This window comes from Flavobacterium tegetincola DSM 22377, assembly GCF_000425485.1.
GTDB classification, from domain to species: domain Bacteria; phylum Bacteroidota; class Bacteroidia; order Flavobacteriales; family Flavobacteriaceae; genus Flavobacterium; species Flavobacterium tegetincola.
Genome location: NZ_KE384383.1, coordinates 212,154 through 231,606, shown reverse-complemented (window position 1 = coordinate 231,606; position 19,453 = coordinate 212,154). Strand labels below are relative to the sequence as shown.

The window sequence follows — 19,453 nt, the reverse complement described above, 5'->3', positions numbered from 1 at the left end:
GGAAAATATAAAAAATGGTGCGAATGGCAGAACTTTGTATATGAATGGTAATTTATAGGGTAATATTAACATTTCTAGAGCACGGAATTTCAAAGTTTCTGATAAAAACCGATGAACTCGTTTTCGAAGTGATTTTTGTTTGATTCACTATAAAAGAGCGATGAATGCGTATAAAGTCCTTGGATTTAATTTCGCCAAAAAACGTATTCAAGGATTGCCTAATGGTATATTTCTTATCTAACAGCTGAATATCAAGGTAATTGCTGTCACTTTTTATAAATAACACCTCTTCTAAGTTTATTTTTACCGTATCATAACCCACTTTTATGGTTACGTAATTTAACTGGTGTTTAAAAATCTGCAATTGAATGGCTGCGATCAGGTCGCTCTTTTTTACTGGTTTAGTTAGATAGGCTTCAGGACTGGATTCCAAAGCTTTTTGCATCAAAGAAGGGTCATTTTGTCCTGTTAAAAATATCAAAGCTGCATCCTTATTTTTCTTTTTTGCCAAATCGATACCGGTATTTTTCCCCTTTAAATTAATATCCATTAAGATGATGTCTGGCACAAAATTTTCAATTTGCTGTAAGGCAGTTTCCGCATCGTGCGCCATTTCTATTGACGTAAAATGGGCTGACTGCAGCAGTTCTTTAATATAATCTGCAATTAAAATCTCATCTTCAACAATTAATATTTTGGCACTTAAAGACATACTTATTTCTTTTAATTTAACTCTTTCTCAAACGAAATTGAAAACCCGTTTTCCACATTCAAGTGGTATGTTACTTTCAATTGACGGCACAGCTGATTCATCAACTTAGGTGGCTCCATATTACTTTTATCAGTCGAACCATTATCGGAATAATTGAAATGGAATACTTCCCCATCACAAGCTAGCTCAAATTGAATATTTTTCAACTCTTGATTATGAAATGCATGTTTCATTGAATTTACGCAAAGTTCTGTAAATAATAACCCAATGTACATGGCTACATCTGCCTGCAGTTCAAATTCGTCAACTTCAAACTGGCATTCTAGGTTATTCTCTGCAAACAAATCAGTAAAACTGCTGCAAATATCACTGAGATATTTATAACTATTTACTTTACTTTTATCATCCGATTGATACAAGTGTCGATGCAATACAGCAATGGAATTGATCTTGTCAAGAATGCTCTTTATCGCTACCGTTTCGTTTTCAGGCAATTTAGAAAGCTGACCAGTAATTAAAATAATGATGAGTTGCAAGTTATTGTTGATCCGGTGATTGGCTTCACTCAATAAAAATTCATTTTGCTGCGATAAGAATTGTAACTTTTTATTGGTCCGATTTGTTCTCTTTAAAAAATAAGCAATCAAGATCGTGATCAAAACAGCAATTATGAAAAATAAAAACGTAATATAAAATCGCATTTGATTGGATGACAAAAGCTTGTCCTTATTCAATAGTTCAAGTGCATTGATTTTAAGTTGACTTTCCTTCTCTGCCAATCTGTACTTTTCTTCAAGTTCAAATAAAAACTTATTATGCTCAAGTTTTTCATACCGCTCTGCTAATTCCAGCCTGAGTTCTAAATATTTGTTTGCCTCTTCATAATTTTCTAATGACTTGTAAATTTCATATATCTTGATTGTAAGCATATTCTCATTGTAAAGCAACTGCTGTTTTCTTGCAAATTCAAGTGCAACAATAGCTTCTTCAAGAGCATTTTGGATTTGTTTGTCCTTAATTAAAACGTTAATATAGTTGATGTAAACGTCTGCCTCATTCTGCACCAAATTATTCATTTTTGCATAGGAAATTAGGCCTTCAAATTCTGTAATAGTTCTTTTAAATTGATTTTGCCGCTCATATACACAAGCAATTTCCATTTTTGAATAGAAAACTGTATTTAAATCCTTTGATTTCGTAGCATAAGTCAAAGCTTTCTCTGCATAGAAAAGTGTAGAGTCGGCGATACTATAATACTCCGTAAATATTGCCGCTTTTCTGCTGTAAAAATTAGCCAGATTCTGATCGTCAATTACTTGAATTTTACGCAGCATATTGGCCTTATCTAACTTTTCAATCGCTTGCGTGTAAAAACCACGTTTTCTATAAAATTCGGCCATTTTTACATAATAAAGAAACTTTAATTGAGAATTTTCAGTGTTTTTTAAAATTTCAGAAATTTGGATGTAGTACGCATTGGCTGTGTTATAGTCCAAATTTAATTTATAAATTTCTGCCAAACCTAAAAGTAAATGAACTTTCTGAACAGTATTTTCAGGTTTTTTTAGATGCTTATTAAAGTAAGCAATAGCCTTCGCATCGTTATTTTCATATATTAGACGTTGACCCACGACTACAATAGAATCTACTTGTCCATGCGCAAGTTGACAAAATAGAATTACCAATAAAAGTTTCCTCATATTACGTCTTCTGTTTTTTCTTTTTTGCTGCTGGAAATAGCACATTATTCAAAATTAAACGGTAACCTGGTGAATTGGGATGTAAGTCTAAAACGGTCGGTTCATCTCCTACTCGATGCTGATAATCTTCTGGATCGTGTCCTCCGAAATAGGTAAAAAATCCTTTACCTACTTGACCGTGAATGTATCGTGCTTCGCCATTGTACTGACTTTCGCCCATAATCAACACATTAGATTTTACTAAATTAGAATCAAAAGAAGTGGTTTGTCCCATAAACCCTTTAACTAATTGCGTATGATTTTGGCACAGCATACTCGGTACAAAATCCCATTTTGCCGAAAAATCCATTAGCGTGAAATAATCTTTTTCCATTGGAATCTTTCGTTTTGTGGTCATGTCTATGTCGGAAAACTCATATGTATTAGGGTTTCTTTCTAAAATATAGTCTTTAAATGCAAAACTTCTGCGGTAATCAATTTTAGATTGGTAATTGCCTTCACTTGGATCTCCGTCAAACATAGGTTCGCAGATATCGACTCCGTCCGCTGCCAAAGCAATGTCAAAGCTGTCGGTTGCAGAGCACATGGCAAACATAAATCCGCCACCGATAACAAAGTCACGTACTTTTTTGGCTACAGCCAATTTAGATTCAGATACTTTGCTATAACCCAATTTGGCAGCCAGTTCTTCAGCAGCCTTTTTCTGTTCAATGTACCAAGGCATATTTTTATAGGTACCAAAAAATTTTCCGTATTGTCCCGTAAAATCTTCGTGGTGCAAGTGCAACCAATCATACAGAATCAGCTTATCGTCCAGAACCTCCTCATCGTAAATTGGAGTAAACGGGATTTCTGCATACGTCAAAACCAGCGTTACTGCATCGTCCCACGGTTGCTTTCCCTTTGGTGTATAAACAGCCACTTTGGGCGTGCGTTCAAGAACCACAGCTTCCATATTTTGAGATGGACTTGCTATTTCGTCTAAAATTGAATTGGTTGCTGCGTCCGAAATAGGTTCAAAACTCACGCCTCGAATCTGACATTCCTTACGGATTTCTGCAGCGTCCGGAAGTAAAAAAGAACCGCCGCGGTAGTTGAGTAGCCAACTCACTTTGTATTGTTTATCTAAAGCCCAATAGGTAATACCATAGGCTTTCAAGTGGTTTTGCTGCGTAGTTTCGTCCATTGGAATTAAAATAAAACCCGCCTTGGCAGAAATTGTAAACAGAAAAAAAAGAAGATACAATGAAGTTTTAAAAGGCATTTTAAATTTTTATTTCAAAGATAGCAGAATTAACCTGAAATAAGTCATAAAAAAATCCGCTTAAAGCGGATTTATATGGATTTAAAAAGGCACATCGTCTTCATAATTATTGGAACTACTGCCAAAAGCTTCATTTGGCGTTGCCGTGCTTCTTGGTGTAACAAATGGGTTTTGATCATCCAAATTCATTTTAGATGGCAAATCGTCATAACCTTCGCCATAACTTTCAAGATTGTCAAACTTACCTAAATTTCCAATAAATTTCAATCGGATGTTTTCTAAACTACCGTTACGGTGTTTGGCAATGATAAATTCGGCCTGACCGTCTGTTGGCGAATGTTCGTCATCGTCCCACTCGTCAATTTTGTAATATTCAGGTCGGTAAATAAATGATACAATATCGGCATCTTGCTCAATCGCTCCCGATTCCCGAAGATCGGAAAGCAAAGGCCTTTTACTCGATCCACGTGTTTCCACGGCACGCGATAACTGCGAAAGTGCAATTACAGGTACGGCTAATTCTTTAGCCAACGCTTTTAAATTTCTCGAAATCGTCGAAATCTCTTGCTCTCTGTTTCCCCCTCCTTTTCCGTTTCCACCTGCAGTCATCAATTGTAAATAATCTACTACAATTAATTTAATTCCGTATTGCGAAGCCAAACGTCTCGACTTTGCACGTAAATCAAAAATCGAAAGTGATGGCGTATCATCAATATATAATGGCGCTTTTTCAAGGTTTTTTACTTTGATACTCAACTGTTCCCACTCGTGCTTTTCTAATTTTCCTGTTCTTAATTTTTCCGAAGACAAACCTGTTTCAGATGAAATCAAACGCGTAATCAACTGAACTGATGACATCTCCAAAGAAAATAGTGCCACGGGATGTCCGAAATCAATTGCTATATTTCGAGCCATTGAAAGTACAAACGCCGTTTTTCCCATACCAGGACGTGCCGCAATAATAATTAAATCACTCGGTTGCCATCCTGATGTTACTTTATCTAACATTTCAAAACCAGTTGCCACACCACTCAACCCTTCTTTTCCGGCAATTTCCTCGATTCTTTTTTTGGCTTGAAAAACCAAACTTTGAGCTGTTTCAGAGCTACGTTTGATGTTTCCTTGGGTTACTTCATATAATTTAGATTCGGCTTTGTCCAATAAATCAAAAACATCGGTACTTTCGTCATACGATTCTTCAATAATTTCTGAAGAGATTTTGATCAAACTCCTTTGGATAAATTTCTGCAAAATTATGCGTGAATGGAACTCAATATGTGCCGAAGAGGATATTTTTTGCGTCAGTTGAATAAGATAAAAATCGCCACCTGCTAATTCTAACTTTGCATTCTTTCTTAACTGTGCGGAAACGGTTAATAAGTCAATAGGTTGTGTATCTGTGAATAACTGCACAATAGCTTCAAAAATGTGCTTGTGAGCGTCTTTATAAAAAGCGTCTGCTTGTAAAATATCAATTACTTCATCTACCCCTTTCTTGTCAATCATCATGGCTCCCAAAACCGCTTCCTCTAAATCTAGTGCTTGTGGCGGGAGTTTTCCTTTTTCTAAATTGATAATCGTAGTTTTATCTACTTTTACCGAGCTCATATTTCTGACATTTTCCATACTGCGAATGTAACTAAAAATAAAAAATTAAACGGAATGAGTTGTCATTCCAATTTGTTGATAACTAGCGAATAATTGTTAATAAGCCAAAAAAAATCCGTCTCGTAGTGGGTTACTGAACGAGACGGATTAAGATATACTTGTAAGAATTTACTCCTTAAATTCGCCCATCTTGCTGTATTTATCCATTCTTTGCTCGATTAAATCGGCTGTTGATAAATCTTTCAATTCAGTGAACGCTTCCAATACATATTTCTGTACACTTTTAAATGCCGTTTCTCTGTCGTAATGAGCACCACCTAAAGGTTCTGGAATAATTTCGTCTACTAATTTTTGTTTTTTCATATCAGTAGAAGTCAATTTTAATGCTTCTGCTGCTTTTTCTTTATATTCCCAACTCTTCCAAAGAATAGAAGAACAAGATTCTGGAGAGATTACTGAATACCATGTATTTTCCATCATTAAAACGCGGTCTCCAACACCAATTCCTAATGCACCACCTGAAGCACCTTCACCAACAATTACTGTAACGATAGGTGTTTTAAGTCGCATCATTTCAAAAATGTTTCTTGCGATAGCTTCACCTTGACCTCTTTCTTCTGCTTCTAAACCTGGATAAGCTCCCGGAGTATCGATTAAAGTTAAAACAGGAATGTTGAATTTCTCTGCCATTTTCATCAATCGCAAGGCTTTGCGGTATCCTTCTGGATTTGCCATTCCGAAGTTACGAAACTGGCGTGTTTTAGTATTGTAACCTTTTTGTTGTCCAACAATCATAAACGATTGACCTCCAATTTTACCTAAACCACCTACCATTGCTTTGTCGTCTTTAAAACCTCTGTCTCCAAAAAGTTCTAAAAAAGTATCGCCACACAAAGCACGAATATGATCCATAGTATAAGGACGATTCGGATGTCTAGATAGCTGAACACGTTGCCAAGCGGTCAAATTCTTATAAATTTTCTTCTTGGTTTCTTCTAATTTTTTCTCAATTTGTTTGCAGGTGTTGGTAACATCTACGTTGGATTCCTGGCCAATTATTTGACATTTGTCCAATTGATCCTCAAGTTCTTTTATAGGAAGCTCAAAATCTAAATATTCCATAGGATTTGTGCGTTTTTTAGTTTTGTTAGAACGACAAAGATAAAACATAAAATGAGGAACGAAAGATTTTTTTTAGAAAATTAAATTGGAAGATCCTGCTCCATGGTGGTCATGAATTGCACCTATTTAATCTACTAGCTACCTTTTAAATACAGAACAACGTTTTTAATGTTAGCTAAAAGCACTTTTTAAAACCAAATAGTATACCATTATAACCAGTAACAAATAGTATTTAAGAGCCCTATTAAACAGTAATTTTATATAGAAGTACGTCATCAAAAAAGGTAATGACAGAAAAATTTATGATGTCTCCGTTCTTTGCGTTAGGGATGGAAGCGGAGCTCTTTATTGCTTTGCAGAAAGCAATAAAAGCGGGAGTGGACAGCCCGGACTCTCGTACTTCTCGGCTCTTTTTGCCGAGAAGTACGAGAGTAACGCCCAAAATACTATAAATAGATTCTTACTTTAAGGTAATTTTCCTTTAATCTTGTTTTTAATAACACCGTTGAGGATTACGGTTGCCAAGATGATTACGGAACCGATGTAAAACGGCATGCTCATTTTCTCGTCTTCGCCAATGATGAAATACGCTAATAAAATACCGTAAACGGGTTCTAAGTTGGTCGTTAACATGACCGTGTAAGGCGACAATCGTTTCATAACTTGCACAGAAGCCGTAAATGCATATGCGGTACAAATGGACGCTAATACTAAAATCAGCAACCATTGTGTTCCGGGAAGATCAAAGAATGCGGCGTCAAACTTATCGTCAATTAGTAAATAAACCGAAACGAATAAAAATCCGGCAAAAAACTCATATACAGTTATTACTGTTGAATCGTGCTGGTGTATCAATTTTCCATTAAAAAGCGTGAACAATACTCCGACAAATACTGAAAATAAAGCATATAAAATTCCTTCTAAATACTTGATTTCGACTTGCATGATGATGAACAATCCGGCAACAATTATGAGTCCGAAAAGTACTTCATACCACAATACTTTTCGCTTATAGATTAAAGGTTCTAAAATGGAAGCAAAAAAAGATCCCATGGAAAACATGGCCAATGTGATGGCTACATTAGACACTTTTATAGCTTTAAAAAAATATATCCAGTGAATGGCAATTAAAAACCCAACTAAAACCAGTTTTACTACCGACTTTAAAGGAAGGCGGATGGATTGTTTTTTATAGAATAAGTAAGCCAATAGAAAAATTCCGGCAAAGCCCATTCTGTACCAAACAAGTGAAGCATCGCCAATTTTAATTAACGCACCTAAAACCGCTGTAAAACCCCAGATGAAAACGATGAAATGGAGGTTTAAGTAGCTTTTTAAATAATTATTTTCTTGCATTGTTGAGTAAGTAAATGGCTAAAATACCAAAGCTAATGTTTGGAATCCAAACGGCTAAAAGTGGTGGAATACTAGATTTTTCGGCTAGAACTCCGAAAATCTTATCGAAAAAGATGAAGGTAAAAGCAAGTCCTATCCCAATGGCAAGGTTCATTCCCATTCCACCACGACGTTTCATGGACGAAACGGCAACGGCAATAATGGTTAAAATAAAAGCCGATATAGGAATACTAAATTTTTTATACAAAACCACCAAATACGTATTAATGTTGGATGAACCACGCAAGCGCTCTTTTTCTATAAATTTAGTCAGTTCGCCCAAAGACAGGGTTTCTGCCACGTAAACAGTAGGCGTCAAATCTTCTAAATCAAAGTTAAAAACGGTGTCCTTTTTCTGTAAAACTTCAATTTTATCATCCAAAAGGCCAACAGTTCTTTTGGTATAACCAAACATGGTATAGGAGCTGTCTTTCTCAATCCACTTGATTCTAGTACTAGCAATTTTAAAATTAAGGGTATTGTCTTTGTTGAATTTTTCCAAAGAAAATTGAAAAGCCGTTTCATTGTCTTGGTTAAAACTACCTACATAAATGTAGGTGGTAGCATCTAATTGTCTAAAAACATCTGCATTTTGACGCATTTCATTTCTACCGTTTCCTTTGAGGTACATGTAACGGAAATTATTGAAACCTTCACTTGCAGAAGGAACAAGGTAAAAACCCATAATTAGCGAGAAAAAGGAAATAACCGAAGCCCCAATTAAATAAGGTCTTAAAAATCTTGAGAACGAAATACCTGAACTCAAAATAGCAATGATTTCCGTATTATTGGCGAGTTTGGATGTAAACCAAATTACCGATAAAAACAGAAATATAGGAAACAACAAATTGGCAAAATAGATGGTAAAGTCAAAGTAGTAAAGCGCAATTTGACTAAAAGGCACTTTGTTTTGCAACATTCGGTTCACTTTTTCAGACACGTCAATTACAATTCCAATTGGAATAAAAAGTAAAAGCATGACACTAAAAGTGGCCAAGTAGCGCTTTAAAATATATTTGTCTATAATTTGCATCTATTCCGTTTTCAGTCGCTAATTAAAGTCGTTGATTCATCTGTTTTACCATCATGTCTTTCCAAGTTCTAAAATCGCCTGCAATGATGTGCTTTCTAGCTTCACGTACGAGCCACATGTAAAATCCAAGATTGTGAATGGTAGCAATTTGTTTTCCTAAATACTCATTTGCAGCAAACAAGTGACGCAAATACGCTTTAGTATATTCGGTATCTACAAAGGTATGTCCCATTTCATCGACTGGCGAAAAATCGGCTTCCCACTTTTTATTTTTAATATTAATGGTTCCGTGAGCGGTAAATAGCATTCCATTTCTGGCATTACGAGTTGGCATTACACAGTCAAACATGTCTACACCTAACGCAATATTCTCTAAAATATTGATTGGTGTTCCAACACCCATAAGATATCTTGGTTTATCTTCCGGAAGAATATCACACACCACTTCCGTCATGGCATACATTTCTTCGGCAGGTTCACCCACTGAAAGTCCGCCGATAGCGTTGGCTTGCTGATTAGAATTGGCAATATATTCTGCCGATTGTTTTCGTAAATCTTTATACGTACTTCCTTGAACAATTGGAAAAAACGTTTGTTCAAATCCATATTTGTAAGGCACTTTTTCCAAATGTGATATACAACGGTCCAACCAACGATGCGTCATTTTCATGGAACGTTGAGCATATTTATAATCACATGGATAAGGCGTACATTCGTCAAAAGCCATGATAATATCAGCTCCAATCGTTCTTTGAATTTCCATTACATTCTCCGGTGTAAAAAAGTGGTATGAACCGTCAATATGCGATTTAAACTTCACTCCTTCTTCCTTAATCTTCCGATTTGCCGAAAGCGAATACACTTGGTATCCACCAGAATCCGTTAAAATTGGGCGGTCCCAATTCATAAATTTATGCAATCCACCCGCTTTTTCAAGGATATCCATTTGTGGACGTAAATACAAATGGTACGTGTTTGCAAGAATAATATCGGGGTTGATTTCTTCTTTTAATTCGCGTTGGTGCACTCCTTTTACAGAAGCCACAGTACCAACAGGCATAAAAATAGGCGTTTCAATAACCCCGTGATCAGTCGTAATACTTCCCGCTCGTGCTTTGGACTGCGGATCTTGTGCTAATAAGTCAAACTTCATAAATGCTATTTTCTGCCAGTGAATTTAAGTGGGCAAATATAAGTGTTTTATACTTTAAAATGATGTTAAATAAAACTACCCACACCATTGAAAATTAAATTTTTATTTTCTAGGATCACGGCTTTAGGCTTCTTCTTTTCCATAATCCTGCCTTCCGTTATATCTTTTCCGGCTGCAAAAAGCATCCTGAAAAGGATACCACTTCCAGTCAGGGATAATTAAACCATCTTTAGGCTTCTTTTGATCTTTTGGGCTTCTTTAAACAAAGCGGGAAAACAGAAAAAATCTTCAGATCGGGGATTTTCAACTTGGTTGGCGAATTTATGCAAGCTCGAAGCTATTTCTTTTGGCGCAAACAATCGAGTATTTTATTTTAATAATAAAATCAATAGCTTCAAAGTCAGATATTATGTAAGAGTGATTTATTAATTATTTACGATAACTAAACCTTTAAAAAACAATAAATAAAATTACTTCTCAATAATTTAATAAATTAGATAAATCTGAATTGAAAATTTAATTTTATAAAACTACCTTCTTTTTCGTCAAGTTCATCTGCATTTAAAATTCTTCCAAAATCGCAGCGATTTGGTTTACTATCTGGATAATCAATTTTTGTATGGGTTAAAAGATAATCTTGAAAATCATTCCAGTTATAAATATGAAAACAAACTATATCGCCATCTTTCTTCACGATAATATAACCTCCATTCGCATTAAAAGTGCCGTCCCACATTTTTCCTGCTTTCATTCCTAAAGCGGCATCTATTAATATTCTTTTGATTTTATATTTATAGAAATTTTGATTTGTAGAAATGTTAAAACCACAAGGATTTTCTTGCTCTAAAATTTCTACCAAATCTTCTAATTTATTTTTGTCAGTCAAATAAGAATTCAATATCAGGCTTGCCATTATTTCTGGCATTTTGCTATCTATAAGTTCTAAATTAGATTGAAATAATTCGCCGTTAACTCTTTTGAATTTAAATTGATATCCATTATCATTAAGCCATTTCATTCTAATTCCATAAGTATCTAAATTATTTACATAATCTTTTGCCGCATTATCCAACGAGGGAATAACTTGAAAAATAAAGTTAGAGTTTTTGCTTGCATTAAAAAGTGTGGGTTTACTTCCAATGTATGACTTAATGCTAAAGCCCAGTAAAGGCTCGTGTTGCGTTATCGGGTCGTGAATAACAATTCTGATATCTGCTGTTTGTTTTCTTTCATCAGATAAAGAATTTGTGTAAAATTGCTGAAAAACATTTGCAGCAAAATCTAAATTAAATGTTCTTTCACCCGTACTGCCTTTTGTTATTCCTTCGTAGAATTTTTTTGTAATAAGATTTATTTCTTCTATTGAAATTTTCGAAATTACTTCATCGTTTTCATCCAGAATTATTACTTCAGTTTCTCTTAAATATTGATAATCTCTTTCATTTCCGCGAATAATTTTTAATATTTTATAAAATAAGTTTTCATTTTTAATTAAATTTTTATCAGCAGCGTAAATTTTTCCGTCAGCAAGCAATTTTAAAAATACATAGAACTCACTCCATTCACCTTTATTACCTGTTATCATAAGATAATTTCTTTTGCAACTTCATAATCTTCATTATCCCAAATTCTGCCATTGTATGAAATTCTTGCAATGAAATTATTACTTTCATTAATAATTCTACCACCTATCCAATTTGAACCTCCAAGGTTAAAATGATTTATAAAGTTTTGACATAAATCACACGCTTCTTTGAAATTATTTACTTTAAAATAAACAAATTCATTAGGCTTCAACAATTCTTCTAATTTTTCATTAGTAGAAAGTTGAGAATATCGTTCACAGTCAAGTTCTGAACCTAAACTTACAAATAATTTCTGATTGTATTTTTCTATTGATTTCATTATCTGATTTCTAAAGTATTTAAAATTTCAACCGCAGTTGCTTGAATTGCAGGAACTGCAACTGAATTACCAAATTGTTTATACGCAGAAGCATCAGCAACAGGAATCATAAAATTATCTGGATAACCTTGTAATCTTGCCCATTCTCTCGGTGTCATTTTACGTATACCTTCACGATTCACAGTTCCTTTTATATGTGTTGTTGGTGTATAATCTGTAATTCTAAAATCTAAAACTAAATTTCTTTCTCTTCCCATACCTCCACAAACTATTGCTCCTGCTATTTCTTCATCTGCAACAATATTATAACCAAAACCATTTCCTTTGCTTGCATGTCTAGCTTTATGATTTACTAACGTTTGAACATATTGGGTTGATAAATAATATTTTGTCGGTGGCACATTTTCCTCTTTTACATCAGCGAAAGTTACTTGTACATCTAAAGGTTTTGGATAATTGAATGTATCTATTCCTAAACTTTTATGAAATCCAACAATATAAATTCTTTCACGATTTTGAGGAACACCAAAATTTTTAGCATTAACAATTTGCGGCTCTGGTATAAAATAACCTAAATCATTTCGTAAAACATTCAAAATAGTTTCTAACGTTTTTCCTTTATCATGACTTCTTAAACCTTTTACATTTTCCAAAAATAAAGCTTTTGGCTGTTTACGTTTTATAATTTCTGCCACGTCAAAAAATAATGTACCTCTTGTATCTTCAAAACCGCCACGTTTTCCCGCTATAGAAAATGCTTGGCAAGGAAATCCTGCACAAAGCAAATCAAAATTATCAGGAATATATTTTTTAGTTTCTTCCTTGGTAATGTCGCCAAATGGTCTTTCTCCAAAATTTGCTTTATAAGTTCTTTTGGCCTCTTTATCCCATTCACTTGTAAAAACACACTTTCCACCAAGATTTTGCAGTGCCAAACGAAATCCGCCAATACCTGCAAAAAGATCTATAAATGTAAATTTAGGATTTTCTGCAGGTGGAAAAGGAATTTCAAAAGTTTTAAAAATACCATACTGTAATGCTTCTTCGGCAACAACATTTGTTATTTCTTCTTGCGGATATTTGTATTGCAAAATTTCTTTCGAATATTCAATAGCATCTTTTTTAAAAAATTGCGAAATTCCGTTTTTGCTGTTATGCAAAAAATGAGTAATTATCGCTTCTTTGTTGTTTTCAGATTCGACAAGTTTAATTTTGTAGTCTTTTTCAAATACTTTTTCTAGCGATATCTTCTCTTTAAATTTCATTTTTATTTTTCGTTGCCTATTAAGTTGCTAAAATACTAAATATATTACAGACGACTTAAGCTGTTTTAGGTTTTATAATATTAGCAATAAAGTTATAAGTTTATAAGTTGTATCAGACAAAATTTTACAAAATCTCCTTCGCTTTTTTCGCAGCTATAAAACTAACAAAAACAATTTGAAAGCCGTGAAATAACATCACAGGAAGAAGCATAATTCCAACAAATGGCAAATGAGCAAACATGATTTTCGACATCACAGAAGCATGTATAAGTGATTTTTTAGAGCCGCAAAATAAAATTGCAATACTATCTTCTCTATTAATATCTAGGCGGTAGCAAATAAATTTCAACGTGTAATAAACAAACCAAAAAAGTAAAATCACAGCCATTGCAAGTAATAACATATCCACAATACCAATGCTACTGAAAATTCCATTTAAGAACGATTCAGAAAAACTTTTGAATACAATTAGTAAAATGATGGATTTATCAAACGTACTTATTTTAGCAGCATGCCGAATGGCCCATCCACCAAAAAAGCGCTGTAATAAAATTCCTAGAATAAGCGGAACGATAATTTCAGTAATCAAATTGAAATAAATTTCGCTAAAATCAAAGTCCATAGTTTCAACTTGGATAAAATAACTCATCCAAATCGGTGTAATCAAAATACCAATGATTCCTGAAAGACTCGCATTAAATATTGCAGCTGGAACATTTCCTTTTGCCACGGCAACCATAACCACAGAAGCCGAAACTGATGAAGGCAAAGCTGCTAGGAAAAACACCGCCAACCATAAAGTATGTGCGGTATCCGTCCTTATAAACGGATAGAAAAGCAGTACAATTAACGGAAACAAAATAAATGTCGCCGACTGAACAATCAAGTGGACTTTCCAGTTTTTTAGTACTTCCTTTATGATCGTGTAATTCAATTTCAACCCATAAAAAAAGAAAATCAACGAGATTCCTACGCCACTAACTCCTAATAAAATAGGTTTAACCATTTCTTTATTTCCAAAAAACGGAATTAAATAAGCTAATAAAACGGTTGATATTATAGCTAATACAAACGGTTCAATCTTAATTTTTTTTAGCATAAGTCAGGGAAAATTTTACTGGGATTCAATATTTTATTTGGGTCGAAAACGTTTTTAATGTTTCTCATCAAGTCCATTTGTACTTTCGAAAAAGCAATATCCATATAATTTTTCTGAACGTAGCCAATACCGTGTTCACCAGAAAGTGTCCCTTTTAAAGAAACCGTTAATTCAAAAATTTCTCTGATTCCTTTTGGAATTTCTGTCTGCCAATTTTCGTCACTCATATTTTCTTTGACAATATTCACATGTAAATTCCCATCACCTGCATGACCATAACAAACTGATTTAAAACCGTATTTAGCACCAATTGCCTTAATTCCAGAAAGCAATTTAGGTAATTCATATCGCGGAACTACGGTATCTTCTTCTTTATAAATCGAATTTGATTTTACAGCTTCACCAACGGCACGACGCAATTTCCACAAGGCATTTTTTTGTTCTTCTGAATCGGCAAAGAGAATTTCATCGATTTCAAATTGCTCTAAAACCACGCTTATTTTCTCCGCTTCGTTGAATAATATTTCCGGATAATTCCCGTCAACTTCAATCAGTAAATGGGCTTGGATTTCATCTTTAATTACCACATTTACACCGTCAATATATCTCAAAGTCCAATCAATCGCATCGCGTTCCATAAATTCCAATGCACTTGGAACAATTCCGGCATGAAAAATTTTGGCAACAGCCTCACAAGCCTGATTGGCATTGAAAAAAGGAACTAACATTAATATGGTATGTTGGTTTTGAGGCAATAACTTCAAAACAATTTTAGTAATCACACCAAGAGTTCCTTCACTTCCCACCATCAATTGCGTCAGATTATAACCCGTGGAATTTTTTAGGGTATTGGCACCTGTCCAAATAATTTCACCAGATGGCAAAACCACTTCCAAGTTCAACACATAATCTTTGGTCACTCCATATTTTACAGCTCTTGCTCCACCAGCATTTTCAGCAACATTTCCGCCAATCCAGCAACTTCCTTGCGAACTTGGGTCGGGTGGATAAAACAAACCTTTCTCGGCAACAGCTTCACGCAAAACTTGAGTAATTACAGCAGGTTCAACGATAATTTGTAAATTATTTTCGTCGATTTCGATGATTTTATTTAAGCGTTCCATTGCCAAACCAATTCCTTGATGAATGGATAAGGCACCACCACTTAATCCCGTTTGACCACCAATTGGCGTTACTGGAATCAAATGTTCGTTAGCCAGTTTTAGTATAGCACTAATTTCAGCTGTATTGGCAGGTTTTAGTAAAACTGATGGTGGAAAATTATAATCTTCCGTTTCGTCGTGACCATAGTTTCGCCGTGTTTCTTCATCGGTAAAAATAAAATCAGACCCGACAATTTGCGACAGTTTCTCAATAATTTCAGGCGATATAAGTCCGTTTTTCATAGTTTAAGTTCTAAATCAAAAATACTATTTCTTCTTTAAATTTGGTAGAAACAAAGCAACAATTCCAATTAAAGGTAAATAAGCACAAAGTTGATAAATATAAGTAATACTCGTTTGATCTGCTAAATTACCCAATAATGCCGAACCCAATCCCCCCATTCCAAAGGCAAAACCATAGAATAAACCGGAAACCATTCCCAGTTTTTTAGGTAATAATTCTTGTGCATAAACCAAAATGGCTGGAAAGGCAGATGAAATAATCATTCCTATTACGACTGATAAAATTCCCGTCCAAAATAAATCGGCAAAAGGCAACAGTAGTGTAAATGGAGCGGCTCCCAAAACAGAAAACCAAATTACGTATTTACGTCCAAATTTATCACCCAAAGGTCCACCAAGTAACGTTCCAACGGCACAAGCTGCAAGAAACCAAAACAAATGAAATTGAGCGTCTTGAATGGAAAGTTGAAATTTATCCATCAAATAAAAAGTAAAATAACTGGAAATACTTGCCATATAAAAAAACTTCGAAAATATGAGTACAAGTAATATCATTACAGAAAATGTAACTTGCCTTTTAGTCAAATTAGGCAGAACAATGTCTGATTTCTTCTTTGCCTTTAAAATCAAATGATTCTGGTACCAAAAAGCAATTCGATATAATACAAAAAGTGCCATTATAGCAATTATAGCAAACCAAACAATGTGATGTTGCGACCTTGGAACAACGATAAATGCAACTAAAAGCGGCCCAATTGCCGTTCCTGCATTTCCACCAAGTTGAAAAATAGATTGTGCTAAACCTCTTTTGCCACCCGAAGCTAAGAAGGAAATCCGAGACGATTCAGGATGAAAAATAGACGAACCAATTCCAACTAATACCACCGCTACAAGTACGATGTTAAAACTTGTAGCATATGCCAGAGTTATAATTCCAGCAAGTGTAAATAACATTCCGTACATCTGCGAAAATGGCTTGGGATGTTTATCGGTATATAATCCTACAATTGGCTGCAAAATTGACGCCGCCAATTGATACGACAAAGTAATCAAACCAATCTGTGTAAAAGATAAATTGTAATTTTCCTTTAAAATAGGATAAGCTGCTGGAATAACGGCTTGCAATAAATCATTGAATAAATGGGCAATGGCAACTGCAAATAAAATGGGATAAACGGTTTTTTGCACCACTTCATTTTGTATCCCTGAACTTGTTTTATTTTCTATTTCCATAAATCTTTAAAATGTCTGTAAAATCCAATACCAAAAAGCTAACGTCAAAAAAGAAATTGGAATTCCGAAACCAATCATCATACTACTCAATTTTGGTTTTAAACCGTAAGTGGACGCTAATATTGATGCCGTAATCATTGGAGCCATTGCCGCTTCCATAATCGAAACATCCATAATTAATCCGGTTTTCCCTAAAATAATTATATATACAAAGTAAAAAATAGCAGGTGTCAAAAATAATTTGAAAGCCAATCCTAATGTTAAAAATCCCCAATGTTTACTTTTTCGTTCAAAAGTAAGTTGAAGTCCAACAGCAATTAACGCAATAGGTGTAACCGTACTTCCTAACTTTTGAAAAACCGATTGTAACTCTTCTACAAAGTCATATTGAAACACATTAAATAATGCCGCAATTACAAAACCAATAAATGGCGGAAACAACAAAATTTTCTTTACAATCATTGATGCACTTGCTTCTCCTCTAGAATAATACGAAGCGACCAAAACACCTAATGTTGCCAAAACCACAAAAGTTCCAGGTTGGTCAATAATAATTGCGGTTTCCAATCCTTGCTTTCCATACAACGCTTCAATTACAGGAAATCCAACAAAGGCCGTATTTCCTAAACCTCCAGTTAAAACCAAACAACCGATTAGTTTTTTTGACCATCCTAATTTCTTTCCCAATATTGAAAAAAACAGAAAAGAAAGTACAAAACCAACCCATGGAACCGCCAATGAGTAAAGTAAATCGCTACTGATTTGAATCTTTGGAATGTAAAATAAAGCCAATGCAGGAAGCGAGATATAAATCACAAATTGATTTAAAACCTGATGGCTGTTTGAAGGGAAATCCTTGATTTTCTGAAGAAGAAAACCAATAATTAAGCAAACAAAGATTAGAATTATATTTTCCATAGTGTTTATGAGGATGCAAAAATACTACTATAAAATTGGATGGCGCATTTTTAAGTAATTTTTATAAATTGACTTTTGCTTCTAATTTCGGTATTGCTTTTTGAAACCTTAGCTCTTTTCAGTACTTTTACTTTTCAAAACAAAAATGTGAAAAATTACGCTCCACAAACATCTGCTTTATCTGAAAAACAAGGCGTTTCAACTCCTGAAATTGTCAACAAAAATTCGGTTGCTACTATTCAAAGCTTTCGCAGAAAACAACCTTCAGCGGATGAATTGATTAGCGGTATTCTAGACGGAAATATGACGGCTTTGAGTCGGGCGATAACTTTGGTTGAAAGTGCCAATATGGAGCATTTGGCCAAAGCCAATACGATCATCAATGCATGTTTGCCACACTCAAAAAAATCAGTTCGGATAGGAATTACAGGTGTTCCAGGTGTTGGAAAAAGTACATTTATTGAAGCGTTCGGACTTCATCTAACAAGTTTAGGTAAAAAAGTGGCCGTTTTAGCGGTTGACCCAAGTTCAACAATTTCGCACGGAAGTATTTTAGGAGACAAAACCCGAATGGAAGAATTGGTGAAGGACAAAAACGCTTACATTAGACCGTCAGCTTCTGGTGCTACTTTAGGAGGTGTGGCGCGAAAAACCCGTGAAACTATTACGCTTTGCGAGGCAAATGGATTTGACATTATCATTATCGAAACTGTTGGTGTTGGTCAAAGTGAAACTGCGGTTCACAGTATGGTTGATTTTTTCTTGCTTTTAAAAATTTCAGGAGCTGGAGATGAATTGCAAGGAATTAAACGCGGTATTATGGAAATGGCTGATGCAATTGTCATCAATAAAGCGGACGGCGATAATATCAAAAAATCACAATTGGCAAAAGTAGAATTCAATCGGGCTTTGCATTTATTTCCTGCCAAAAGTTCGGGTTGGAATCCAAAAGTGATGACGTGTAGTTCGATAACTAAAGAAGGAATTGAATCGGTTTGGAAAACCATTTCAGATTATTTAGAATTGACTACTTCCAATCATTATTTTGAAGAAAAACGTCAAGACCAAAATCAGTATTGGATGATGGAAACCATTGAAGAACAATTGAAAAATGACTTCTATAATGATTCTAGTATCAAAAAGCTTTTGCTAGAAAATAAAAAAGCAGTGCAAAAAAATGAATTATCACCATTTGCAGCTGCTAGTATTTTATTGGAACATTATTTTAAAAAGTAAAAATTTTCACACAGATTAGCACGAATTTTCACTGATTTTTTTGGCCACTGATTGAAAAGATTTACACAGATTTAACAACTATGTTAGAAATCATTTTAATCTATTGAATCTGTGGCTAAAGTTATATTTTATTCCTCATAAAGCGCTATTTCACGGTCGTAAAATTCATTCGCTAAAGTAATTAGATTCTCCATTTCCGCATTTAATTCAGCCTCGTCTAAATCTTCTTCTTCTTCAATAAACTCTACCTCATCGTCTTTTAAATTGATGATGAAACGTGGGTAATCTAAATGAATGATGAAAATATCATCTGGAAAATCAGTATTGTCTCCTAGTAAAAATTTTGGTAAGTCCATATTTTATGTTTTTTCACGTAGATACAAGTCGCGACTTGTTCCTACCTA

General features: G+C 34.4%; 17 protein-coding genes. 1 reads left to right on the top strand and 16 read right to left on the bottom strand.

What is annotated here, in order from left to right; all coding sequences use genetic code 11:
- Positions 1–52: 52 nt before the first annotated feature.
- The 15 genes from H602_RS0110730 to H602_RS0110650 form a co-directional block, all read right to left on the bottom strand.
- Positions 53–712: a LytR/AlgR family response regulator transcription factor gene (locus H602_RS0110730; protein ID WP_035759439.1), complete on the bottom strand. Its 660-nt coding sequence runs from the start codon at positions 710–712 to the stop codon at positions 53–55.
- An 11-nt stretch (positions 713–723) separates the two neighbouring features.
- Entirely contained in the window at positions 724–2,412 is a 1,689-nt protein-coding gene (locus tag H602_RS0110725; protein WP_169516033.1) for a sensor histidine kinase, read from the bottom strand.
- A 1-nt stretch (position 2,413) separates the two neighbouring features.
- Entirely contained in the window at positions 2,414–3,676 is a 1,263-nt protein-coding gene (locus tag H602_RS0110720; RefSeq protein ID WP_026977991.1) for a hypothetical protein, read from the bottom strand.
- A gap of 81 nt (positions 3,677–3,757) precedes the next feature.
- A complete protein-coding gene (gene dnaB, locus H602_RS0110715) occupies positions 3,758–5,302 on the bottom strand; it encodes a replicative DNA helicase (protein WP_026977990.1) in 1,545 nt (514 codons plus the stop codon).
- 150 nt (positions 5,303–5,452) lie between these two features.
- Positions 5,453–6,406 (bottom strand): acetyl-CoA carboxylase carboxyltransferase subunit alpha, encoded by a 954-nt coding sequence (locus tag H602_RS0110710; protein WP_026977989.1) that lies wholly within the window; start codon positions 6,404–6,406, stop codon positions 5,453–5,455.
- Between the two features lie 465 nt (positions 6,407–6,871).
- Positions 6,872–7,762 carry a DMT family transporter gene (locus H602_RS0110700; RefSeq protein WP_026977988.1) on the bottom strand — a complete coding sequence of 297 codons (891 nt, stop codon included), beginning with the start codon at positions 7,760–7,762 and terminating at the stop codon, positions 6,872–6,874.
- On the bottom strand, positions 7,749–8,834 hold the full coding sequence (locus tag H602_RS0110695; RefSeq protein WP_026977987.1) for an LptF/LptG family permease: 1,086 nt from the start codon (positions 8,832–8,834) through the stop codon (positions 7,749–7,751). The genes H602_RS0110700 and H602_RS0110695 overlap by 14 nt, the downstream gene beginning before the upstream one ends.
- 22 nt (positions 8,835–8,856) lie before the next feature.
- Positions 8,857–9,987: a tRNA guanosine(34) transglycosylase Tgt gene (tgt, locus tag H602_RS0110690; RefSeq protein ID WP_026977986.1), complete on the bottom strand. Its 1,131-nt coding sequence runs from the start codon at positions 9,985–9,987 to the stop codon at positions 8,857–8,859.
- A 493-nt stretch (positions 9,988–10,480) separates the two neighbouring features.
- Positions 10,481–11,572: an HpaII family restriction endonuclease gene (locus H602_RS0110680; RefSeq protein WP_026977985.1), complete on the bottom strand. Its 1,092-nt coding sequence runs from the start codon at positions 11,570–11,572 to the stop codon at positions 10,481–10,483.
- Positions 11,569–11,892, bottom strand: a complete 324-nt coding sequence (locus H602_RS0110675) for a hypothetical protein (RefSeq protein ID WP_026977984.1) — start codon at positions 11,890–11,892, stop codon at positions 11,569–11,571. The genes H602_RS0110680 and H602_RS0110675 overlap by 4 nt, the downstream gene beginning before the upstream one ends.
- Positions 11,892–13,157 carry a DNA cytosine methyltransferase gene (locus H602_RS0110670; RefSeq protein ID WP_035759436.1) on the bottom strand — a complete coding sequence of 422 codons (1,266 nt, stop codon included), beginning with the start codon at positions 13,155–13,157 and terminating at the stop codon, positions 11,892–11,894. Before H602_RS0110670 ends, H602_RS0110675 begins: the two co-directional genes overlap by 1 nt.
- Positions 13,158–13,281: 124 nt before the next feature.
- Positions 13,282–14,256: a bile acid:sodium symporter family protein gene (locus H602_RS0110665; protein ID WP_026977982.1), complete on the bottom strand. Its 975-nt coding sequence runs from the start codon at positions 14,254–14,256 to the stop codon at positions 13,282–13,284.
- The gene (locus H602_RS0110660; protein ID WP_026977981.1) at positions 14,250–15,662 is read right to left on the bottom strand and encodes an FAD-binding oxidoreductase; all 1,413 of its coding nucleotides are present in this window, start codon (positions 15,660–15,662) and stop codon (positions 14,250–14,252) included. The genes H602_RS0110665 and H602_RS0110660 overlap by 7 nt, the downstream gene beginning before the upstream one ends.
- A 24-nt stretch (positions 15,663–15,686) precedes the next feature.
- The gene (locus H602_RS0110655) at positions 15,687–16,895 is read right to left on the bottom strand and encodes an MFS transporter (protein WP_051224391.1); all 1,209 of its coding nucleotides are present in this window, start codon (positions 16,893–16,895) and stop codon (positions 15,687–15,689) included.
- 6 nt (positions 16,896–16,901) lie between these two features.
- Positions 16,902–17,813, bottom strand: a complete 912-nt coding sequence (locus H602_RS0110650) for an AEC family transporter (RefSeq protein WP_026977979.1) — start codon at positions 17,811–17,813, stop codon at positions 16,902–16,904.
- A gap of 147 nt (positions 17,814–17,960) precedes the next feature.
- On the opposite strand from H602_RS0110650, the gene meaB reads away from it, so the two are divergent.
- Positions 17,961–19,049, top strand: a complete 1,089-nt coding sequence (gene meaB / locus H602_RS0110645) for a methylmalonyl Co-A mutase-associated GTPase MeaB (RefSeq protein ID WP_026977978.1) — start codon at positions 17,961–17,963, stop codon at positions 19,047–19,049.
- 128 nt (positions 19,050–19,177) lie between these two features.
- Here the strand turns inward: meaB and H602_RS0110640 are convergent, their stop codons facing one another.
- A complete protein-coding gene (locus H602_RS0110640; protein WP_026977977.1) occupies positions 19,178–19,405 on the bottom strand; it encodes a hypothetical protein in 228 nt (75 codons plus the stop codon).
- Between the last annotated feature and the right edge of the window lie 48 nt (positions 19,406–19,453).